The organism is Niallia sp. FSL W8-0951 (genome assembly GCF_038006525.1).
GTDB classification, from domain to species: domain Bacteria; phylum Bacillota; class Bacilli; order Bacillales; family Cytobacillaceae; genus Niallia; species Niallia circulans.
The window spans coordinates 693,366-715,984 of sequence record NZ_JBBOVK010000001.1 but is presented as its reverse complement, the minus strand read 5'-3'; the positions used below and the strand labels follow the sequence as shown (position 1 = coordinate 715,984).

Genomic DNA, 22,619 nt, shown 5'->3' with positions numbered 1-22,619 from the left:
CAATTCTTCTCACCAAATCCCAAACAATAACTAACTTTTTTACTCAAACTAAAAAACAGCACTTTACATAAAAGTGCTGTTCACTCCTTAATCTATCCCCAATTCTCCGGACTTTCCTTCCAAGCATTTAAGCTTGCCAAATCTCCTTCTTGAATATAGCCTTTTTTCTGTGCTACATCTAATAAGCTCGTATAGTCTGTTAATGAGTAGGCTGTAATCTCAGCCTCCCCAAGTAATTCTTTCCCCTTTGGTAATTCGTATGTAAAAATAGCAACCACTCCAAGCACCTCACAGCCTGCTTCTCGTAAACTATTAACAGCTGTGATAACACTTCCACCAGTAGAAATTAAATCCTCGACTACTACTACTTTTTGGCCCTTTTCCACTTTTCCTTCAATCTGATTTCCCTTTCCATGCGCTTTTGCTTTAGAGCGCACATATACCATTGGCAAATCTAGAAGGTCACTTACCCAAGCAGCGTGAGGAATGCCGGCTGTCGCTGTTCCCGCCACAACTTCTGTTTCAGGGAATTTCTCCTTAATTAAACCAGCTAACCCTGATGCAATATTTTTTCGCACTTTAGGATAGGACAAAGTTAAGCGATTATCGCAATAGATTGGAGATTTTAATCCTGAAGACCAAGTAAATGGATCATTTGGCTGTAAAAATACGGCTTTAATCTCTAGCAATTGTTCGGCAATTTCATGTTTCATAGCGTGATACCCTCCCACTCTGATTTAAATAACGTATAACTTTTATATGGATTTTCTGCTCTTGTAATCGAACGACCAACAACAATTGCTGATACACCATTCTCACGGGCAACTTGAGGTGTTGCAACGCGCACTTGATCCTGTACTTCATCTGTTTTTAAACGAATGCCAGGTGTTACAGTGAGAAACGATTCTCCTAATTGTTCACGAATGGCCCCAGCTTCCAATGTGGAGCAAACAACGCCATCCAGTCCAGCCTCTTTCGTAATCGATGCATAATGTAAAACAGACTCCAATAAAGGAACTTGAATTAACTGCTCTTTTTGCATGCTTGCTTCAGACGTACTTGTTAGCTGAGTTACTCCAATACATTTCGCTCGCTTCATTCCAGATGGTGTCCCCGCTTCAAGTCCTTCCACTGCACGAGCCATCATGTCCACTCCACCAGCTGCATGGACATTTACTAAATCAACGCCTAAGCTAGCAATATTTTTCATCGCACTACCAACAGTATTAGGGATATCATGTAATTTTAAGTCGAGGAAAATTTGATGATTTTGCTCTTTTAATTCCTTGATAATACTTGGACCTTCTTTATAAAAAAGTTCCATTCCTACCTTTAAAAATAAAGATTCCCCATTAAATTTTTTCAAAAAGGAATGTACCTCTTCCTTTGTTGCAAAATCAAGCGCGATGATAAGCGAATTGTTCATGCTTTCCCCAGCTCCTTCCAGTTACTTCTGAAATATGTTCAAATCCGTATTTATCTAATAACTCAGGTAAGTCTTCGATTATTTTTGGGCAGATGAATGGGTCCACAAAGTTTGCTGTGCCGACTGCAACTGCACTTGCACCAGCATAGAAAAACTCTAGGACATCCTCAGCCGACGCAACACCGCCCATTCCGATAATCGGCAGATTTACCGCTTGACTTACTTCGTAGATCATTCGAATTGCTACAGGTTTAACAGCTGGGCCTGATAACCCCCCTGTTTTGTTTGCTAAAACCGGCTGACCTGTCTTTAAGTCCAGGCGCATGCCAACAAGCGTATTAATCATGGTAATCCCATCTGCTCCTCCTGCTTCCACTGCTTTTGCCATTTCCACAATATTTGTTACATTGGGAGATAGCTTTACATATACCGGAACCTCTGATACTTCCTTTACCTTTTTCGTCAATTCCTTTGCAACCTCAGGGATTGTTCCAAAAGCAATTCCCCCTGTTTTTACATTTGGACAAGAAATGTTTAGTTCTAATGCGGCGACATTCGAAGCTCTGGAAATTTCTTTCGCAACCGCAACATAATCCTCTTCAACGGATCCAGCAACATTTGCAATAATTGGTACATCAAACTGACTTAGCCATGGCAATTCTTCCCCAACTACTTTTATAAGACCGGGATTTTGCAGACCGATGGCATTAAGCATCCCAGAAGTAGTTTCTGCGACCCTTGGTGTAGGATTGCCAAAACGAGGCTCTACTGTTGTCGCTTTAATCATGATGGCACCAAGCTTGCTTAAATCATATAAGTTACTGTATTCCCGTCCAAATCCAAAACAGCCAGAGGCAGGCATAATAGGGTTTTTAAGCTCTAATCCAGGAAGCTTTACCTGAAGTCGGTTCATAGGACAACCTCCCCTGTTCTAAATACTGGTCCATCTGTACATACCTTTTTATAACTAAAACCTGTTGGATCGTCTGCTGTATGACATACACAAGCAAAACATGCACCTATCCCACATCCCATTCTTTCCTCTAGAGAAATGAACACCTTTTTATCTGGAAATGTTTTTTCTAGATTTTTAAGCATTGGTGTTGGTCCACAGGAGTATAATACGTCAAATTCTAGTTTTTCTTGAAAAATAACGTCTGTTACAAATCCTTGTGCACCATAACTACCGTCTACTGTAGCGATATACGTATCCCCCAGTTTCGCAAACTTTTCTTCATAAAAAGCAACGGATTCTGTTTGAAAGCCTAATACAGCCACTACCTTTACTCCTTTGGCAACTAGACGATTGGCTAATTCATATAATGGCGGCACTCCAATTCCTCCACCAATTAATAAAGCTGTCTGCCCTGACTTGCTTTCTTCAACTGGGAAACCATTTCCTAAAGGACCGAGGATATCAATAGCTTCTCCCGCTTGTTTTTTGGCAAGAAGCTTTGTGCCCGCTCCTTCAGCGCGGTAGATCATCGTAAATGTTTTTCTTTCCGGATCAATGTGGCAAATACTAATTGGACGTCTTAATAACGGTGCAGAATGATCACTTACTTTGATATGAACAAATTGACCTGGCTCGTTCATTTCAGAGACAAGCTCACCTGTTAAGGTGAGCTCCATAATATTCTCCGCTATTTCCTTCTGTTCAACTACTGTACAAATTTCGTTTTTGATCATACTAACAATGCCTCCAGTTGCTTTTTACTTGGCTCCATTGCCTCTGTAGAAAATGTCATGGATTCAACTACTCGAAGGATCGCCTCTGCTGTGTCTAAAGAAGTTAAACATGGAATCCCATTTTCGACAGATTCACGTCTGATACGGAATCCATCTCTTGCTGGCTGACTGCCTTTGGAAAAGGTATTAATGACAAATTGTGCTTCTCCATTGCGGATGACATCAATTAATGTATGGCCTTCTCCACCGATTTTGCCAACCACTTTTACTGGAATGTCATTGCTTTCAAGGAAAGCTGCTGTTCCACTTGTTGCCATTAAGCTATAGCCGATATTCGTAAATCTGTTTGCAAGCTGTAAAGCCTCTTCCTTATCTTTATCGCCAATTGTCATCAGAACAGTTCCGAATGTTTTAATCTTCATTCCTGAAGCAATTAACCCTTTATAAAGAGCCTTTTCAAGAGTGATGTCTTTGCCCATTACTTCTCCTGTTGACTTCATCTCAGGACCTAAGGTAATATCTACTCTTCGTAATTTTGCAAAGGAGAATACTGGAACTTTCACATAAACACCAGACTTCTCTGCTACTAAGCCGGATTGATAGCCTTGTTCTTTTAAGGAAGTACCCAAAATAACTTTTGTAGCTATTTTCGCCATTGGCACATTCGTAATTTTACTTAAGAAAGGTACTGTTCTACTAGAGCGAGGATTTACTTCTAGTACAAAAACTTCTCCTTTGGATACAACATACTGGATATTCAGCAAACCAACGATTTTTAACCCTTTTGCCAGCCTTGTTGTATAATCTACTAATGTTTGCTTGATTTCTGCAGATAAGCTTTGTGGCGGATAGACTGCGATCGAATCGCCTGAGTGTACTCCTGCTCGCTCAATATGCTCCATAATTCCTGGAATTACTACATCAGTGCCATCACAGATTGCATCCACTTCAATTTCTTTCCCTGTTAAATAACGATCAATTAAGATTGGCTGTCCTGGACTTGCTTTAACCGCATTTTCCATATAAGGAATCAGCTCTTCTTCTTTATAAACGATCTGCATCGCTCTTCCACCTAATACATAAGATGGTCTTACAAGTACTGGGTAGCCAATTGATTGTGCAACGACAATTGCTTCTTCAACTGTTAACGCTGTTTTTCCATCTGGCTGTGGTATACCCAAGTCTTGAAGACTTTGTTCAAACTTATCACGGTCCTCAGCGCGATCTAAGTCTTCAAGAGATGTTCCTAAAATTTTGATGCCACGCTCTGCTAATGGACCAGCTAAGTTGATGGCTGTCTGTCCGCCAAACTGAACCACTACTCCCTCTGGCTTTTCTAAATCAATGATATGCATGACATCTTCAATTGTAAGTGGCTCAAAGTAAAGTTTATCTGAAATACTAAAGTCTGTTGAAACAGTCTCTGGATTGTTATTGATGATTATCGCTTCATATCCTGCTTCCTTGATTGCCCAAACAGAATGAACCGTTGCATAGTCAAACTCAATTCCTTGTCCGATACGAATTGGTCCAGAACCAAGGACTACAATGCTTTTCTTATCTGTGACAATTGATTCATTTTCCTCTTCATATGTTCCGTAGTAGTATGGAGTTTCTGATTCAAATTCAGCAGCACATGTATCGACCATTTTATAGACAGGTACAATACCTTTCTCTTTTCTCCAGTTATATACTTCGAACTCTGTTGTGTTCCAAAGCTTTGCAAGCTGAATATCAGCGAATCCTTTTTCTTTTGCTTCTTTTACATATTCCTCATCAAACGGATGGTTAATTAACTCTTTCTCGAACTTAATAATGCCTTCCAGTTTAAACAGGAAGAAGAGATCAATTTTACTCCACTCATGAATGGTTTCTATGCTTATGCCCCGATTAAGTGCCTCTGCTATATAAAACAATCTTTCATCACCGGCAACTCTTATTCGTTTCTCGAGTAATTCATCACTTGTTTCATCTGCTGCATTTAGAGAGAAATGATATACTTTTGCTTCTAGAGAGCGGATCGCTTTTAGTAAAGATTCTTCAAAAGTACGGCCAATTGCCATTACTTCTCCAGTCGCTTTCATTTGGGTCCCTAAATTACGTTTTGCTGATTCAAACTTATCGAAAGGAAAGCGTGGGATTTTACTTACTACATAATCAAGGGCTGGCTCAAAGCTTGCATAAGTTTTCCCCGTTACAGGATTCATCATCTCATCCAATGTTAAGCCTACTGCAATTTTTGCCGCCAGCTTTGCAATTGGATAGCCAGTTGCTTTACTAGCAAGGGCAGATGAACGACTTACTCTTGGGTTTACTTCGATAATATAGTATTGAAAGCTATCTGGATCTAAGGCAAGCTGCACGTTACAGCCGCCTTCAATTTTTAAGGCACGGATAATTTTTAAAGATGTATTTCTTAGTAATTGATATTCACGGTCGCTTAATGTTTGGCTTGGTGCCACGACAATACTGTCACCCGTATGGATCCCTACTGGATCGATATTTTCCATATTACACACTACTATGGCATTATCATTGCTATCACGCATTACTTCGTATTCAATTTCTTTAAAGCCCGCGATGCTTTTTTCTAATAAACATTGTGTAACTGGGCTATTTTTTAAGCCGCTTGTTACGATTTCTTCTAATTCTTCGTCATTATGGCAAATCCCTCCACCAGTTCCTCCTAGTGTAAAAGCAGGTCTGACGATAACCGGATAACCAATTTTCTCCACAAAAGCTTTTGCTTCCTCCATATTGTGGATAATATCACTAGCTGGTACAGGTTCACCTAATTCATTCATCAAATTACGGAAAAGGTCGCGGTCCTCTGCCTGCTGAATGGCAGCTAGCTTCGTTCCTAGTACTTCAACTCCACATTCCTCCAACACACCAGCATCGGAAAGCTCAACAGCAAGGTTCAAGCCAGTTTGCCCCCCTAATGTTGGAAGAATAGCATCTGGTCGCTCTTTGCGGATAATTCTGCTGACAAATTCAAGTGTTAATGGTTCGATATACACTTTATCTGCCATTTCTGTATCTGTCATAATGGTTGCAGGGTTGGAGTTTACTAGAATAACACGATAGCCTTCTTCCTTTAAGGCGATACATGCTTGCGCTCCTGCATAGTCAAATTCTGCTGCCTGCCCAATGATGATTGGTCCTGATCCGATTACTAATATACTTTTAATATCTTTACGCTTTGACATATGCGGCACCTTCCTGTTTGTGAGATTGTATCATTTCCATAAAACGATCGAATAAATAGTTGGCATCCTCTGGTCCAGGTGAAGCTTCTGGATGATATTGCACGGTAAATGCTGGATATTCTTTATGCTGTAGGCCTTCAATTGTTCCATCATTTAAAGCAATATGTGTTATTTCTAAGTTTGTATGTTTAATAGATTCTTCCTCTACTGTATAGCCATGGTTTTGCGATGTCAGCGAAACCTTCCCTGTTAATAAATCCTTCACTGGGTGGTTTGATCCTCTATGACCAAACTTCATTTTCTCCGTGTTTGCCCCACTTGCAAGTGCGAACAATTGATGACCTAGACAGATTCCAAACAACGGTACTTTCCCAATAATTCCTTTAATTGCTTCAATGGACTCTGGTACGTCCTTTGGATCCCCAGGTCCGTTAGATAACATCACACCATCTGGACTTAAATTTAGAATGTCTTCTGCTGTAGTGTTATAAGGAACAACGATTACATCACAATCTCGTTTATTTAATTCTCGTAAAATACCATGCTTCATGCCATAATCTACTAAAACAACGCGGCTTCCACGGCCAGGACTTGGATAAGGTTTCTTTGTTGAAACTTGCTTTACTTGTTCTGCACTTAATGTAATATCTTTTAATTTTGCAATTACATCCTCAGCATTTTCTTCGATGCTGCAAATGGCGCCTTTTAACGTTCCATATTGACGGATAATACGGGTTAATTTTCTCGTATCTATTCCTGCAATTCCGGGAATTTTCTTTTGTTTAAAATATTCGTCTAATGATAGTTCATTTCGCCAGTTTGAAGGGAAATCACACACTTCTTTGACAATAAATCCATGGATGGCAGGCGTTATCGATTCAAAATCATCTCTATTAATGCCATAATTCCCCACTAAAGGATACGTAAGTGTGACAATTTGTCCACAGTAGGATGGATCGGATAGAATTTCCTGATAGCCTGTCATACCTGTGTTAAATACTATTTCACCAAATTTTTCTGTATCGGCACCGAAGCCTTTTCCGATAAATACTGTGCCATCTTCAAGAATTAGTTGTTTTTTCATGCGTGTACACTTTCCTTTCTCCAAGCAATCTTTCCACTAACGATTGTTGCAACTGGCCAACCCTGACATTCCCAACCAGCAAATGGGGTATTTCTTCCTTTTGATAAAAATGTTTCAGGATCAATTTTATTTGTCTCTTCTAAATCAAGTATTACGATATCCGCTTTCTTTCCTGCTTCTAATGTTCCCATATCCAATTTAAAGCTTTGAGCTGGTTTTACCGTTAGATAATCCATTAACTGTTGCAGCGTCATGACCCCTGTTTTTACAAAGTTCGTATAAAGGAGCGGAAATGCTGTTTCTAAACCAACAATTCCAAATGGTGCAAGCTGCATCGATTGTGCTTTTTCTTCTGCTGTATGTGGTGCATGATCTGTTGCAATAAAATCAATTGTTCCATCTAGCAGCCCTTCGATTAGAGCAGCACGATCCTCTGTTCCTCTTAAAGGAGGATTCATTTTATAATTCGTATCAAGGGAAGGAATATCTGTATCTGCTAATAGTAAGTGGTGTGGTGATACCTCTGCAGTCACTCTTATTCCAGCTTTTTTCGCATCTCTTACAACACGTACAGATTCTTTTGTACTGATATGGCAAACATGATAATGACAGCCTGTTGCTTCTGCTAAAAGAATATCTCTTGCAATTTGGACTGATTCACAAACACTTGGTATCCCATTTACACCGTTCGCCTTCGAAAATTCCCCTTCATGGACACAACCATTATTAATGAGGCTGTTGTCTTCACAGTGAGCGACAATCGCCATATCCAATGCAGCAGCTTGCTTCATTGCTTCAAGCATTTGGCCAGCTTCTTGAATTCCCACGCCATCATCTGTAAAGGCAAATGCCCCTAATTCTTTAAGCGCCTTAAAATCAGTAAGCTCCGTCCCTAATTGCCTAATGGTAATGGAGGCATACGGTAAAACATTTACATTTGCTGTATTTTTAATTCTTTCATTTAATTTATGTAGATTTTCGACAGTGTCAGGCACAGGTCTAGTGTTTGGCATATTCGCAATCGTTGTGAATCCGCCGCGTGCTGCTGCCATTGTCCCTGTTGCAATTGTTTCTTTCTGTTCGCCGCCTGGCTCTCTTAAATGAACATGTAGGTCAATAAAGCCTGGAGCAACAACTTTTCCAGCTGCATCAATCACTTCATCTGCAATTGCTTTGATTTCCTTTGCAATCATCTTAATTGCTCCATTTTCAATCAAGATGTCGTTCTGTTCTAATTCCCCTGTAGTATTAAGCAACTGGCCATTTTTGATAAGTATTGACATGTTCATTTCTCCCTCCGATATTTTCTAATGATCTTTTTAGTACACTCATGCGGATAAATACACCATTTTCCATTTGCTTAAAAATTCTGGAGCGTTCGCATTCCACAAGCTCATCGGCAATTTCAACATCTCTGTTTACTGGGGCAGGATGCATGATAATGCTTCCTTGCTTCATTTTTCTTTCTCTTTCTATTGTTAGTCCATAAAGCTTATGGTAGCTTTCTTTGTCAAAAGCAGCTCTTTCGTCACCGTGCCTTTCATGTTGGACACGCAGCAGCATCACAACATCGGATGTTTCAATCGCTGTATCAATATCTTCATAATTTGCATCTTGTAAGACTGTTTCATCAAACCATTCTCTTGGTCCGGAAAAAACAACCTCTGCCCCTAGCCTTGTCAGAGCATCTGCATTAGATCTTGCAACACGGCTATGGCTGATATCACCGATAATACTTACTTTTAAGCCGTTGAAGCGTTGGAATTCCTGCTGTATCGTTAGAAGGTCAAGCAATGATTGAGTAGGGTGATGACCACAGCCATCTCCTGCATTAAGGACTGGTATATTTACTCTTCCGACTAACTCATCAAAGTAGCGGTCATTTTCGTGCCTTATGACTACAGCATTTACTCCTATTGATTCCAGCGTTCGAACAGTATCATATAGTGTTTCTCCTTTCACAACACTTGAGGTTGTCGTTTCAAATGGAATCACTTCAAGTCCTAACTTTCTTTCCGCTACTTCAAAGCTGCTTTTTGTTCTCGTGCTAGCTTCGAAAAAAAGATTTGCTATAAAACATTGATTTGCCGGCCGCCATATTTCTCCATCTGCAAATTTTTGTGCATCTCTTAAGATTTCCTGAATCTCTGTAACGGTTAACTCAGTCGTCGTTAATAAGTTTTCCATGATACTACCTCCCGTTATTTGCTGCTTTTAATAACTTCACTTCGCAAAAAAAACGCCCTAACATACTCGTTAGGGCGTCAAAAATTTCACTTTTGCATAGATTTAGGCAAAGTAAACCTGCGGCTATAATCCATGCATCGTTTTTGGCACCCTTATAAGTCTCTCTGTACTTGTTTAAAAGGTGTTCTTATTTAGTTTCATCTACTGCGATTGAATCTTCGAACAAATCTTCTTTTGCTTTTTCTCTACCAGGTAATACTAGGTTTAAAATAATTCCGAGGATTGCAGCAAAAGCCATTCCCTCTAATTTAAAGTGTTCACCCATATGAATCGAGAATCCGCCAATTCCAGTTACAAGGATGACAGATGCAATAACTAAATTGCGGTTTTTATTGAAATCAAGTTTTGCTTCTACAATAATTCTTAATCCAGATGATGCGATGATTCCGAATAGAAGGATAGATACGCCTCCCATTACTGGTGTTGGGATAGACTGTATAAGGGCCGCGATTTTTCCGATAAACCCAAAACCTATTGCTAATACTGCTGCTCCACCTAAAACATATACACTATACACTCTCGTTATTGCTAAAACCCCAATATTTTCTCCATAAGTTGTTTTTGCAGGTCCCCCCATTAAAGCAGAGATAATCGTTGCAGTTCCATCTCCTAAAATACTTCTGTGAAGGCCAGGATCTTTTATATAATCTTTTCCAACTACTTTACTTAATACAAGCTGATGACCGATATGCTCTGTTAGTGTGACGATTGCCACTGGAACAAAGATTGTAAGTAGTGCAAGGTTTATCGTTACAGGATAATCTACGAATGGGAAGATAAAATCTGGCATTGCAAACCATTTGGCATCCAAGACTCCATGAAAGTTAACCACTCCTACAAGCAAGGCATAGACATAGCCGATTACGATACCTGCTAATATTGGGATAAAGCTGAATACTCCTTTGCCAAACATCGTGAAAAGGATGGTTGCAAGTAACGTTACTAGTGCAACAGAGATATAAAGTAAGCTGTATTCTTGATTCTTAGCTCCATAATTCATAAACATCGATTGTCCAACCGCTGTTGTAGCAAGCGCTAATCCAATGACCATGATTACAGGTCCGACAACGATTGGCGGTAAGATATTCATAATCCAACGATATCCTGCTTTTTTAATCGTTAAGGCAACAATTCCATAAACAATTCCGGCAATAAAGGTTCCGATCATGGCTGCGCCTGGTCCGCCGCCCGGCATTGTCTTCGCCGCGATAACTGGTGCGATAAAAGCAAAAGAGGAACCTAAGTACGCAGGTACTTTAAATTGTGTAATGATTAAGAATGCGAGCGTACCTATTCCACTTGAGACTAAAGCAACCGCTGGACTCAATTCAATTAAGAATGGTACTAAAACAGTTGCGCCAAACATGGCGAATAAATGCTGTAAGCTTAAGGTAATCCATTGAAGGGCACTTGGTTTATCATTAATTCCTAATAAGGGTTTTGTTTCGTTCATTTCTGTCTCCTCTTTCTGTTAAAAAAATTGAGTATAAATTAGTTATTAATATCCCCTATTGAACAAATAAAACCCCTTTTCTGCGCAGCAAAAAAGGGGTTTTAAGCAGGTTTAAAGAAACCTTAGGAAAAAACTCCCCTTTTCAGCCTCACAGGACTGCTTTTAAAAGGGATCTATTTAATTTTCAAATATATTTACTTCATCATGACCATCGACTTCATCAAGCTCAACTACAATTTTTTCTGAACTGGAAGTAGGAATGTTTTTCCCTACATAATCAGCTCTTATTGGAAGTTCTCGATGACCTCTGTCCACTAGAACCGCAAGCTGTATGGATGCTGGTCTACCCATATCCATCAGTGCATCCATTCCGGCACGAACAGTTCTTCCTGTATATAATACATCATCTACCAGAATGACTTTTAAGCCTTGGATATCTGTTGGAATATCTGATCCTTTTACTAATGGTTCTTCATTCTTTGTTTTCTTCGTTAAATCATCTCGATATAACGTAATATCCAATTCGCCAACTTCGATTGGCTTTCCTTCTATTTGGGCAATTTTTTCGGCAAGACGATTTGCAATATAAATACCTCTTGTCCGAATGCCAACTAGAATACAATCTTCTATCCCTTTATTCTTTTCAATAATTTCATGAGCGATTCTTGTTAATGCTCGTCTAATTGCTTGATCGTCTAGTACAAGTGCCTTTTTCGACATTTTGATCACCATCCATGCTGTGATTCAATCTAAAAAAAATATCCTCTCACCCTTTTGGATGAGAGGATATACGTATACTAAGATAGCTATTACTAAAAATAGCTAGAATCCGTTACCTTCTCAACCTCACAGGATTGATTTAAAGGACTTATTCAACTAAAGTTATCTTAATATATGATAGAGCGCTTGTCAACGATTATTTCGTAAAGTATCTAAAAGCTGTTCATATTCTTTAGGTAAAGGTGCTTCGAACTCTAAATATTCTCCAGTTCGTGGATGCTCAAATCCTAGTAAGCCAGCATGAAGTGCTTGACCGCCAATATCTAGTGTTTTTCTTGGTCCATATTTAGGATCTCCCACAAGCGGATAGCCAATATACTTCATATGCACACGAATTTGGTGGGTGCGTCCCGTCTCTAATTGGCATTCAATATAAGTGTATTCCGCTATTCTTTCTAGTACATGAAAATGAGTAACCGCATGTTTCCCCTTATCTACAACAGCCATACTTTGTCTGTCTTTCGTGTCACGACCAATCGGTGCCTCAATTGTCCCATAATCATGGGGAATAGAACCATGTACTAATGCCTTATATTTTCTCGTTACAGTTTTTGCTACTAATTGATTCACTAGACTTTCATGAGCAGCATCATTTTTAGCAACCATCAGCAGTCCAGACGTATCTTTATCGATTCGGTGAACAATTCCAGGTCTCATCACCCCATTAATTCCAGAAAGATCTTTACAATGGGCCATTAGACCATTCACTAATGTTCCTGTTACATGGCCAGGTGCTGGATGTACAACCATTCCTTTTGGTTTATTTACTACGATAACATCTTGATCTTCATAATAAATATCCAAATCCATTTCCTCTGCCTCTACATCTAGCTCAACTGCTTCCGGTACTTCAATAGCTACTACATCGTTTAAAACACCTTTATACTTTGTTTTAACGGTTTGTCCGTTAACAGTCACATGACCGTCTTTTATCCATTGTTGAACCTGCGTTCTTGACCAATCTGCATTAATTGTGGAAACAATCTTGTCGATTCGTTCATTTACTTGCTCACTTTGAATGATATGTTCCTTTTTTTCCATGTTTCTTCTCCTTCTTTGCGTCTCGATCCTCCCTCAGCATCACTAGGATTAATAAAATAACACCAATTACTAAAGATGAGTCTGCAATATTAAATATAGGGAAATCATAATTGAAGATATACGTATTGATAAAGTCGACTACATATTGATGTCTGGCACGGTCAATAAAATTACCAAGCGCACCACCTAAAATTAGACCCAGTGCGACGCCGTATAGCATTTTTCCTTTTGTACCAGTTTGAATCAAATAAATTAACCCAATCACAACAACGACGGTGATAATATAGAAAAATACCATTTGGTTTTCCAGCATGCCCCATGCGGCTCCACTATTACGATGAGATGTTAGGTAGAAAAAATCTTTTATTACTTCGATGCTTTCCCCCAGCTCCATATTTTTTACAACTAACCATTTTGTCCATTGATCAATAATAATAATAATAGCTGCAATTATGTAATAAAACACTAAAGTTTCCTCCAATTCTCGAGTCTCCTTTAGCATTTTAGCATAAACTAGATGAAAACGATAGCTTGGCCGCATATTTCCATTTGAAGTAGTGTTTTAATCAGTGGATTGACTTTCGATAATAGGATTGAATGCTGTTTATATCGTTCTTTGTCCTAATTATCGGAACCATCTCTAACAAATCAAATGGCAGCAATTCACCAGACATTTCACACATTCCAAAATTGCCATTTTCTAATTTTTGCATCGTTTCTTCTACATCTTTTAGTTCGTCTTCAATATATTTGTTTATTTTTGAATCTCTTTTTATGCTTAACGTTGTTACTAATTCAATTTGTGTCATACGGAGTTCTGTATAAAGCTTTTCAATAGTTGAATTCAATTCCATTACCTCCGTTTCTTTAATTATTTTTAGCATTTCCATTGAAGGAGACAAAAACCGATTAAAGATTTAACAGGCATAACAACTATTAACGGAGGTGGAAGTATTTCACTTCTTTTCTCATGTATAAAAAATTCCCTCCGCTTTATGATAATAGCCAGGTATGTTTTTTACACTATGTAATCACTTTTCTGTTTTCTCTTTCCCAATAAAAGGCTTTTCCAAAACTTTTTTCCTTTTATAAAAAAAACCAAACAAGTGATTCGAAATATTTTTTCGAATCCTTGTTTGGGAGTTAACTTCAGCTACTGGAAAGTTTATATTCCAGTCTCCTATAAAGTTTTTAATAATTTTCTTCTACTACATGTGCGCATCTTTCACATAGTGTTGGATGTGCTTCCACTTTACCGACATCTGTTGTTACAGTCCAGCATCTTTCACATGTTTCACCAGCTGCTTTTGTAACGACAATGGCCGCATTTTCAAGTTTTAGAGCTTCTTCAGGTGCGTTATTGTATTCACCAGAAATTTCGAAACCTGATACGATAAATAATTGCTGTAAGTTTTCTTGAATGGAATTTAGAAGGGTATTTACTTCTTCATTAACATACAATGTTACTTTCGCAGCAAGTGATTTACCGATCACTTTTTGATTACGAGCTTCTTCTAATGCTTTCAGCACATCATCCCGTACAACCAAGAATTTATTCCATTTTTCTTCTAACACATCACTATTTTCAAATGTTGTGTATTCTGGGAAATCAGTTAGCTGTACACTTTCTTCTTGTACAGAAGAGATATGATCCCAAACCTCATCCGCAGTATGCGGTAAGATTGGTGCAACTAATTTTGTTAAGCTGATTAAGCTTTCGTAAAGAACGGTTTGAATCGCTCTTCTTTCTTTATTATTTGCTGCTTCAATGTACAGTACATCTTTTGAAAAATCAAGATAGAATGCACTTAAGTCCAGTGTACAGAAATTATTAATATTATGATAAATCGTAGAGAATTCGTATTTATCATAGGATTCTGTTACGTTTTTAATCAATTTATTTAATTTAATCAGTATAAACTGATCAACTTCACGTAATTCATCATAGGAAAGTCCATCTGTTTCTGGATTGAAATCAGCAAGATTTCCTAATAAGAAACGGAATGTATTTCTAATTTTACGATATCCTTCTGTTACTTGTTTTAAAATTGCATCAGATACACGTACATCTGCTTGGAAGTCTACAGAAGCTACCCATAGTCGTAAAATATCTGCACCTAATTGATTCATAACTTTTGCAGGAATCATTACATTTCCTAGTGATTTACTCATTTTACGGCCTTCTCCGTCTAAAACAAAGCCATGACTTAAAACAGCTTTATAAGGTGCTTTCCCAGTTACCGCTACACTTGTAGATAAAGAGGAGTTAAACCAGCCGCGATATTGGTCAGAACCTTCTAAATATAAGTCAGCAGGACGTTGTAAATCATCTCTTTCTAGCAATACAGCTTGGTGAGAAGAACCAGAGTCGAACCATACATCCATAATATCTGTTTCTTTCGTAAATTCTCCATTAGGGCTTCCAGGATGTGTAAATCCTTCTGGCAATAATTCCTTCGCAGACTTTTCAAACCAAATATTTGAACCATTTTCTCTAAATAAATTAGAAATATGCTCAATTGTTTCATCTGTAATGATGCTGTCACCGTTTTCTGCATAGAACACTGGAATTGGCACACCCCATGCACGTTGTCTTGAAATACACCAGTCTCCACGATCCCGAACCATATTAAATAATCTTGTTTCGCCCCATGCTGGAACCCACTTTGTTTCTTTTACTGCATCTAATAGTTCGTTTCTAAAGTCTTTAATAGAAGCAAACCATTGTGCAGTAGCACGGAAAATAACTGGTTTTTTCGTTCTCCAGTCATGTGGATAGGAGTGAGTGATAAATTGCAGCTTTAATAATGCACCAGCCTCTTCAAGTTTTTCTGTAATCGGCTTATTCGCTTTATCATAGAATAATCCTTCAAATCCAGGTGCTTCTTCTGTCATTACCCCTTTATCATCAACAGGACAAAGAACTTCTAATCCGTATTTTTGACCAACTAAGAAGTCATCTTCCCCATGTCCAGGAGCAGTATGAACACATCCAGTACCCGCATCTGTTGTTACATGTTCTCCTAACATTACTAAAGAATCACGGCCGTAGATTGGATGTGCAGCTAGAATGTACTCTAGGTCTGCCCCTTTCACTTCTTGAACAACTTTTGCTTCTTCCCAGCCAATTTCTGTTTTGACACTTTCCAATAAGTCTTGTGCAACTAAGTATTTGCTGCCTTTTTCTTCTACTACAACATACGTTAAAGTAGGGTGAACAGATATACCCAAGTTAGCCGGAATTGTCCATGGAGTAGTTGTCCAAATAACGATTTGTACATCCTCTGCTAGAATCCCTTTGCCATCCTTTACTTTAAACCCAACATAAATGGAGGCAGACTTTTTGTCTTTATATTCAATTTCAGCTTCAGCAAGAGCTGATTCACTTGTTGGAGACCAATATACCGGCTTTTTACCTTTATAAATATAGCCTTTTTTCGCCATTTCTCCAAACACTTTAATTTGCTGTGCTTCATATTCAGGCTTTAAAGTAATATAAGGATTTTCCCAATCTCCGCGAACCCCTAAGCGTTTAAATTGTTCTCGTTGACTGTCGATTTGCCCTAATGCATATTCTTCACATAGCTTACGGAACTCGGCAATCGTCATTTCTTTACGTTTAACTCCTTTATTGGTTAAAGCTTGTTCGATTGGCAGACCATGTGTATCCCATCCTGGCACATATGGTGCTTGAAAGCCAGTCATTGATTTATAACGTACAATAAAATCTTTTAAAATTTTATTAAGCGCATGTCCAATATGGATATCCCCATTCGCATATGGAGGTCCATCATGCAAAACAAACATTGGGCGACCTTGAGTACGTTCCTGCACTTTTTCGTAAATGTTCATTTCTTTCCATTTCGCTTGAATTTCAGGCTCACGATTAGGCAAGTTTCCTCTCATCGGAAATGCTGTTTTTGGCATAAGCAACGTATCTTTATATTCCATTTTCTTCCTCCAACTTAATTCTCTTTTTTCATGTATACTTCCATCTAACCAATATTCTATAAATTCAGTATAGACAGCAAAAAACCTTCTCATCCCCATGAAAGGGACGAGAAGGTCGATCATTAGGTTCCCGCGGTACCACCCTTATAGATAAAAGTTTCTTTTATCCACTTAGACATTTTTTAACGGCAATGAACCGCTTTTTCTTACTTAACTTTTTCAGAAAAAGACTCCAGGGTGATTTTCAATTTCCAACTTATATCAGGCTCCCACCATCCCTGATTCGCTAATCATAAGTTTTTCGGCAATCTACTTTCCCTATCAACGCTACATGAATATATATATTTGTGAAAAATTATATTGCAAATCTACCTTATCGTCAAGGCAATGGTCTTTATTTTGTAGAATTTAACTCTGATGCATCTAATTCGTATTCTAATAAATGATCCCAATCATCGTTGTTTAACATATCTAATTGTGCTTCAATCAGCATTTTGAAACGTGTACGGAATACTTTTGATTGCTTTTTCAATTCTTCAATCTCTAGCGCAATCTTTCTTGCCTTTGATAATGATTCGTTCACAATTCGATCCGCATTCTTTTCCGCTTCTTTAATAATTAGTTTTGCTTCTTTTTGTGCATTACGTTTAACTTCCTCAGCAGCCTCTTGTGCTACAACAATTGATTTATTTAATGTTTCTTCAATATTATTATAGTGGCCGATACGGTCAGTTAACTCGTTTAATCTTTCTTCTAGTTCTTTTTTCTCGCGGATAATATTTTCATAATCTTTAATTACCTGATCAAGAAATTCATTTACTTCGTCTTCATCGTAACCACGGAAGCCTTTGGCAAATTCCTTATTATGAATATCTAACGGCGTTAATGGCATAAAGCCACCTCCCAAACTTCAATTTCTTATGTATCATCCTTATTTCGACAGTATTACCGGATTTCCTGCATTATTTTTAAAAAATAAGAAGAAACATGAAAAATAATGCTGCTAAAAAATATTGTATCATATATACTCGATAAAAAAACTATGTTTTTTGTCTGAAATAGAAATTATGGGAACTCCTTCATTTCTGATTTTTCACTTCAATTTACCTACTACAATTCTCCATTTATCTTTTTTTGTTTTACCTTCAATAGATTTAATCATGGCCCTACCTGCTCCGCGCACTGAGAAGACATCTCCTTCTTCACACATAAAAGAGACATTTTCATTTAAAGTGAAATTTACTTTGACTAAGCCTTGAGTAATATAGGTCTTTGCTTTTTCTCTTGAAAAATTATAAATAGCAGCAACAATGGCGTCAAGCCGAAGAGAAGTAATAGTCGTTGTCATCTCTGTCCAATGTTCTTCTGTTAAAATTATGTTTTCTAAAGATACAGCAGCAAGTGTTACCTTTGCTTTTCCGATAGAATCAAGTTGAAGTCTCACATAATCCTCAACCTCACTAGCAACGACAAATTGAATATCCCCGTCAAGAACGAATATATCTCCGAATTTACTTCTATTTAATCCAAGAGACATTAAACTTCCTAAAACATGCGGATGCTCTATTGTGATGAATTTCTTGGGATAATTCACTTCTAATAAGGACAAATTAAAATCCGCTTCCATCGGTTGATAATATTCAGGGTATAGGATAGCTCTTTTTCTTTCCGCTTGTTCATGGCCGCCAAAAAATGCATATTTCACTTCCTGATTTTCTCCGATAATCATCCGAAGAACTTTCTGTTCACGCGGATCCAAAAAATCAGTCAATTTCGGTGCATAAGTATTCGCGACATAACTTTGCCAATTTTGCACTTGATCGATAAATTCTCTTTCTTCCGGACGAAAATGTTGATAAATTGACATCTTTGTAACTCCTTTTTGGCATAGAAAAAGGGCTGGGACAAAAGTATTCCAACCAAATATAAAACCGAACAATTATATGGAGATGCTAATCAAATTCTCGTATAATTGTTTGTTTTTTTCATTCTGAATGGGTTTTATGGTTAGTCACCGCAGACTGAATACACTTCGCTTTCCATGGGGCGAGCGCCGAGCCGCTTCGGCTTCGCCTGCAGGGTCTCGGACTTTCTCGCAGATCCCATAGGAGTCTACGTGTATTCAGTCTGCTCCGTTTTTCCTAATAATTATATTTTCTTTTTTTAAAAAATAATGGAACGAAACAACCTTTAAAAACGGAGTGGAATGGAGCGGAGGACCCTCGACTCCTGTGGAAAGCAGAGCAAAACCTAAGACCCCACAGGCTTTAGCCGAGGAGGCTTAGGTTGCTCCCCGCGGAAAGCGAGGGTCTGTAGCGCAATGGAACGAATTGGTTTTACTACTTAATTAGAGATTGTTCGTCTTTATGCATTATATATTTTGTTTTGTCCCTGCCTCTTTCTACCTTTGTTCAGTATTGACCTTTATAAAATTACTTAGAACCAATAAAATAATTGTCCAATCCCTCTTCCTGCTAGATTCAATACGAAGATTGCAACAATTGGCGAAATATCGATCATGCCAAGAGGCGGAATAAATCTTCTAAACATCTCTAAATATGGTTCACAGATTTTTGCCAGAAAAATACCTATAGATGTTTCGCGAGCATTCGGAATCCATGACATTAATATATATACAATAAGCGCGTAAGAATATATGGTTAAAGCATTAGCTAAAATACTTATAATGAACGTCATTCGGTTTTACCACCTCGTATTTTCGTATTCTGCATCTTGCAGGATTTGCGAAATATTCCCTGAAACTTCTACGTTATCCGGCGTACACAGGAATATATCCGTACCGATTTTCTGGATATCGCCGCCAATTGCATAGACAGTTCCACTTAAAAAATCAACAATACGTTTCCCTTGATCTTTTTCAATACGCTGTAAATTCACAACAACTGCACGGCGATTTTTTAATTGATCAGCAATATCTTGTGCTTCTGCGTATACACGAGGTTCCACTAAAAATACCTTCGATGACTTCTGTACACTTTGTAAGCTCACAACATTTTGACTGTTTTTCGGCTGTTGCTGCTGAATATGATGGTTAAGGTTATGCTGACTGTGAGTGTGCTGTACAGGCTGCTTATAATTTCTTGCCGGCTCGTTTGGTTCTTCTTGATAGTTTACTTGACCTTCTTCATAATCTTCATCTTCTAAAAAGAAGAACGTTTTAATTTTTGATTTTATGCTCATTTCACTCGCCTCCTATTTCTCGCTTCCTACTAAAGCAGTTCCAATTCTTATCATCGTTGCTCCCTCTTCGATCGCAATAGAATAATCATTCGACATTCCCATAGAAAGCTCTGTACATGGAGCATATGGTAATTGTAGTCCTTTTACATCTTCCTGAATGCTTTTTAATTTTCGAAAGCATTCACGCAAGAATTCTTTATCATCTGTAAATGGTGCCATCGTCATTAATCCAACTACCTGAATATGTGGATATTCGGACAACTGTTTAACAAAATCGATAACTTCCTCTGGCTTCATTCCATGCTTTGACTCTTCGTTCGAAACATTAACCTGTACAAAACACTTTATGGTTCGCTTTGCTCTTTTATGTATTTCTTTTGCTAAAGAAAGCCGATCCAATGAGTGAATATAGTCTACATAATCTATAATACCTTTTACTTTTCTCGTCTGCAATGATCCGATAAAATGCCATATAGGCTTGTCTTGTAGAACGTCATACTTTGCTAATAATCCTTCTTCACGATTTTCCCCTAAATGAACAATCCCAGCATCGAGTGCTTCTTTTGCTCGCTCTATTGTAACATATTTTGTGACAGCAATTATCGTAACCTCTTCTGGCTGACGATTCACTTTTTTACATGCCCCTGCTATTTCTTGTTTTATTTCATTAAGATTATCTTTCACTAACATTTAATTTCCGTCTTCCTCTCTCCATCCAATATAACTCATCATTCTCCCAGTTTTCCCTTTATCTCTTCTGTGAGAGAAAAAATAAGCATCATCTTCGTAAGTACAATAGTCAGTTAGATGAATATTACTTTCAAGCATACCACTTTCTAACAATATCTGCTTGTTTGCTTCTTGTAAATTCAGTCTGTATTGTCCTGGAGAAATAGTCGTAAATGGCTTTTGTTGCGATTGTATCGCCTTTTCCACTTCATTGATGACACGATCATCCACGACATAATGGCGCGCTGAGATAGAAGGACCAACAACAGCGAGCACTTCTTCTCTTGGAATCTTATGAGAAGCAAAGACTTTCATCATTTCCCCGGCAATACCTTTTACGGTTCCTTGCCATCCAGCATGAGCGATACCTACCGCTTTTGTAGCTGGATGAATAAAATATAATGGAACACAATCCGCAAAACATAAAGTTAATAATATATTTTTTTCAAAAGTAAACAAACCATCCGTATCTTTTAACGCACTATCATAATCGCTTGCACCCATACCTAAATGCGCTTGTGTTACTTCCACAATATTAACCTGATGTGTTTGCACAGCACCAACCCATTGCTCTAATGGGAAAGATAATTTTTGCGCTAGTTCATTACGGTTTGCAACCACTGTATCCTTTTGATCATTTACATGAAACGCCATATTTAAACTTGCATAATCGCCTATACTTTTCCCACCATTTTTTGTTGTGAAACCAGCTATTAAATTAGGAAACTTCCGCTCCCATAAATCAAGATTGAAAAACTGCTTATTTCTTAAAATAAAAGGTTCCATTATCTAACTCCATCTTTTTGTTTTAGTTTACCATATGGAGCTATCATTGGTCACAGAAAAACATATTTTTCTTTAGAAATAAGCTTGCATTTATGAAATTCACTCTTTTCTTCCCTGCCATTCCTCTCCCTTTTATTTTCCCTCACTAGAGCTATATATAGTAAAATTTTATACCAATAGAAAAGGCTAGACAATCATTAAAGTACCTACTTTAAGAAGTCTAACCTGTTTTATTTCCTATTTAGCTTTGAATGTTTTTATTCATTTGTTTAATAGCAGCTTTTTCCAATCTTGAGACTTGCGCTTGTGAGATGCCGATCTCATCTGCCACTTCCATTTGTGTTTTACCTTGAAAAAACCGCTTTCGCAAAATCAACTTTTCTCGATCATTTAATCGGCGCATTCCTTCTTTTAATGCTAATTCTTCCACCCACTGTATATCCTTGTTCTTTTCATCACTTAATTGATCCATTACATAGATCGGATCTCCACCATCATTATAGATTGGTTCAAAAAGCGATACTGGATCTTGAATAGCATCTAATGCAAAGACAATATCCTCATGTGGAATGTCTAACTCTTTGGCAATTTCCTCAGCTGTTGGTTCTTTTGATGTTTTGTTCATCAACCTTTCTCTGACCTGTAGTGCCTTATAAGCAATGTCTCTCAGAGATCTGGAAACCCTAATTGGATTATTGTCGCGTAAATAACGACGAATCTCTCCAATAATCATCGGAACAGCATAGGTGGAAAACTTAACATTTTGACTTAAATCAAAATTATCGATAGATTTCATTAGACCAATACAACCCACTTGAAATAAGTCATCCACGAATTCTCCTCGATTATTAAATCGCTGTATAACACTTAATACGAGGCGGAGATTCCCATTTACGAGACTTTCCCTTGCGGATGTATCTCCCTCATGCATTTGCTTGAAGAGCAATCTCATTTCTTCGTTTTTTAACACTGGAAGCTTTGATGTATCCACACCGCAAATTTCTACTTTATTTCGAGTCAATC

Annotated in this window: 21 protein-coding genes and 1 other annotated feature; all 21 genes read right to left on the bottom strand. The window is 38.0% G+C overall.

Going from position 1 to position 22,619, the window contains the following annotated elements:
• Positions 1-92: 92 nt before the first annotated feature.
• Positions 93-713: an orotate phosphoribosyltransferase gene (gene pyrE / locus NSS71_RS03200; RefSeq protein WP_061796748.1), complete on the bottom strand. Its 621-nt coding sequence runs from the start codon at positions 711-713 to the stop codon at positions 93-95.
• A complete protein-coding gene (pyrF, locus tag NSS71_RS03195) occupies positions 710-1,426 on the bottom strand; it encodes an orotidine-5'-phosphate decarboxylase (protein ID WP_047939939.1) in 717 nt (238 codons plus the stop codon). The genes pyrE and pyrF overlap by 4 nt, the downstream gene beginning before the upstream one ends.
• Positions 1,398-2,339: a dihydroorotate dehydrogenase gene (locus tag NSS71_RS03190; protein ID WP_061796750.1), complete on the bottom strand. Its 942-nt coding sequence runs from the start codon at positions 2,337-2,339 to the stop codon at positions 1,398-1,400. The genes pyrF and NSS71_RS03190 overlap by 29 nt, the downstream gene beginning before the upstream one ends.
• Positions 2,336-3,115 (bottom strand): dihydroorotate dehydrogenase electron transfer subunit, encoded by a 780-nt coding sequence (locus tag NSS71_RS03185; protein WP_061796753.1) that lies wholly within the window; start codon positions 3,113-3,115, stop codon positions 2,336-2,338. The genes NSS71_RS03190 and NSS71_RS03185 overlap by 4 nt, the downstream gene beginning before the upstream one ends.
• Complete coding sequence (gene carB / locus NSS71_RS03180; protein WP_144544181.1) at positions 3,112-6,324, bottom strand: carbamoyl-phosphate synthase large subunit; 3,213 nt, start codon at positions 6,322-6,324, stop codon at positions 3,112-3,114. Before carB ends, NSS71_RS03185 begins: the two co-directional genes overlap by 4 nt.
• Entirely contained in the window at positions 6,311-7,408 is a 1,098-nt protein-coding gene (locus NSS71_RS03175) for a carbamoyl phosphate synthase small subunit (RefSeq protein WP_061796756.1), read from the bottom strand. The genes carB and NSS71_RS03175 overlap by 14 nt, the downstream gene beginning before the upstream one ends.
• A complete protein-coding gene (locus NSS71_RS03170; RefSeq protein WP_061796758.1) occupies positions 7,405-8,691 on the bottom strand; it encodes a dihydroorotase in 1,287 nt (428 codons plus the stop codon). The genes NSS71_RS03175 and NSS71_RS03170 overlap by 4 nt, the downstream gene beginning before the upstream one ends.
• The gene (locus NSS71_RS03165; RefSeq protein ID WP_047939933.1) at positions 8,657-9,595 is read right to left on the bottom strand and encodes an aspartate carbamoyltransferase catalytic subunit; all 939 of its coding nucleotides are present in this window, start codon (positions 9,593-9,595) and stop codon (positions 8,657-8,659) included. Before NSS71_RS03165 ends, NSS71_RS03170 begins: the two co-directional genes overlap by 35 nt.
• A gap of 187 nt (positions 9,596-9,782) precedes the next feature.
• A complete protein-coding gene (locus tag NSS71_RS03160; protein WP_061796760.1) occupies positions 9,783-11,108 on the bottom strand; it encodes a solute carrier family 23 protein in 1,326 nt (441 codons plus the stop codon).
• 177 nt (positions 11,109-11,285) lie between these two features.
• On the bottom strand, positions 11,286-11,828 hold the full coding sequence (gene pyrR / locus NSS71_RS03155) for a bifunctional pyr operon transcriptional regulator/uracil phosphoribosyltransferase PyrR (protein WP_047939931.1): 543 nt from the start codon (positions 11,826-11,828) through the stop codon (positions 11,286-11,288).
• A gap of 189 nt (positions 11,829-12,017) precedes the next feature.
• On the bottom strand, positions 12,018-12,929 hold the full coding sequence (locus NSS71_RS03150) for an RluA family pseudouridine synthase (RefSeq protein WP_061796762.1): 912 nt from the start codon (positions 12,927-12,929) through the stop codon (positions 12,018-12,020).
• Positions 12,898-13,431, bottom strand: a complete 534-nt coding sequence (gene lspA, locus NSS71_RS03145; RefSeq protein ID WP_082138207.1) for a signal peptidase II — start codon at positions 13,429-13,431, stop codon at positions 12,898-12,900. The genes NSS71_RS03150 and lspA overlap by 32 nt, the downstream gene beginning before the upstream one ends.
• Before the next feature lie 64 nt (positions 13,432-13,495).
• On the bottom strand, positions 13,496-13,777 hold the full coding sequence (locus NSS71_RS03140; RefSeq protein ID WP_061796764.1) for a hypothetical protein: 282 nt from the start codon (positions 13,775-13,777) through the stop codon (positions 13,496-13,498).
• Positions 13,778-14,120: 343 nt separating this feature from the next.
• The gene (gene ileS, locus NSS71_RS03135; RefSeq protein ID WP_061796766.1) at positions 14,121-16,880 is read right to left on the bottom strand and encodes an isoleucine--tRNA ligase; all 2,760 of its coding nucleotides are present in this window, start codon (positions 16,878-16,880) and stop codon (positions 14,121-14,123) included.
• A 99-nt stretch (positions 16,881-16,979) separates the two neighbouring features.
• Positions 16,980-17,214, bottom strand: a binding site (T-box leader).
• Between the two features lie 60 nt (positions 17,215-17,274).
• Positions 17,275-17,772 (bottom strand): DivIVA domain-containing protein, encoded by a 498-nt coding sequence (locus NSS71_RS03130; RefSeq protein ID WP_016201026.1) that lies wholly within the window; start codon positions 17,770-17,772, stop codon positions 17,275-17,277.
• 201 nt (positions 17,773-17,973) lie between these two features.
• Positions 17,974-18,747 (bottom strand): YlmH family RNA-binding protein, encoded by a 774-nt coding sequence (locus NSS71_RS03125; RefSeq protein WP_061796768.1) that lies wholly within the window; start codon positions 18,745-18,747, stop codon positions 17,974-17,976.
• 569 nt (positions 18,748-19,316) lie between these two features.
• A complete protein-coding gene (locus NSS71_RS03120; RefSeq protein ID WP_047939926.1) occupies positions 19,317-19,577 on the bottom strand; it encodes a YggT family protein in 261 nt (86 codons plus the stop codon).
• 6 nt (positions 19,578-19,583) lie between these two features.
• On the bottom strand, positions 19,584-20,081 hold the full coding sequence (locus NSS71_RS03115) for a cell division protein SepF (RefSeq protein ID WP_341151288.1): 498 nt from the start codon (positions 20,079-20,081) through the stop codon (positions 19,584-19,586).
• Between the two features lie 12 nt (positions 20,082-20,093).
• Positions 20,094-20,771: a YggS family pyridoxal phosphate-dependent enzyme gene (locus NSS71_RS03110; protein WP_047939924.1), complete on the bottom strand. Its 678-nt coding sequence runs from the start codon at positions 20,769-20,771 to the stop codon at positions 20,094-20,096.
• The gene (gene pgeF, locus NSS71_RS03105; RefSeq protein ID WP_047939923.1) at positions 20,772-21,596 is read right to left on the bottom strand and encodes a peptidoglycan editing factor PgeF; all 825 of its coding nucleotides are present in this window, start codon (positions 21,594-21,596) and stop codon (positions 20,772-20,774) included.
• 241 nt (positions 21,597-21,837) lie between these two features.
• The gene (gene sigG / locus NSS71_RS03100; protein WP_047939922.1) at positions 21,838-22,617 is read right to left on the bottom strand and encodes an RNA polymerase sporulation sigma factor SigG; all 780 of its coding nucleotides are present in this window, start codon (positions 22,615-22,617) and stop codon (positions 21,838-21,840) included.
• Between the last annotated feature and the right edge of the window lie 2 nt (positions 22,618-22,619).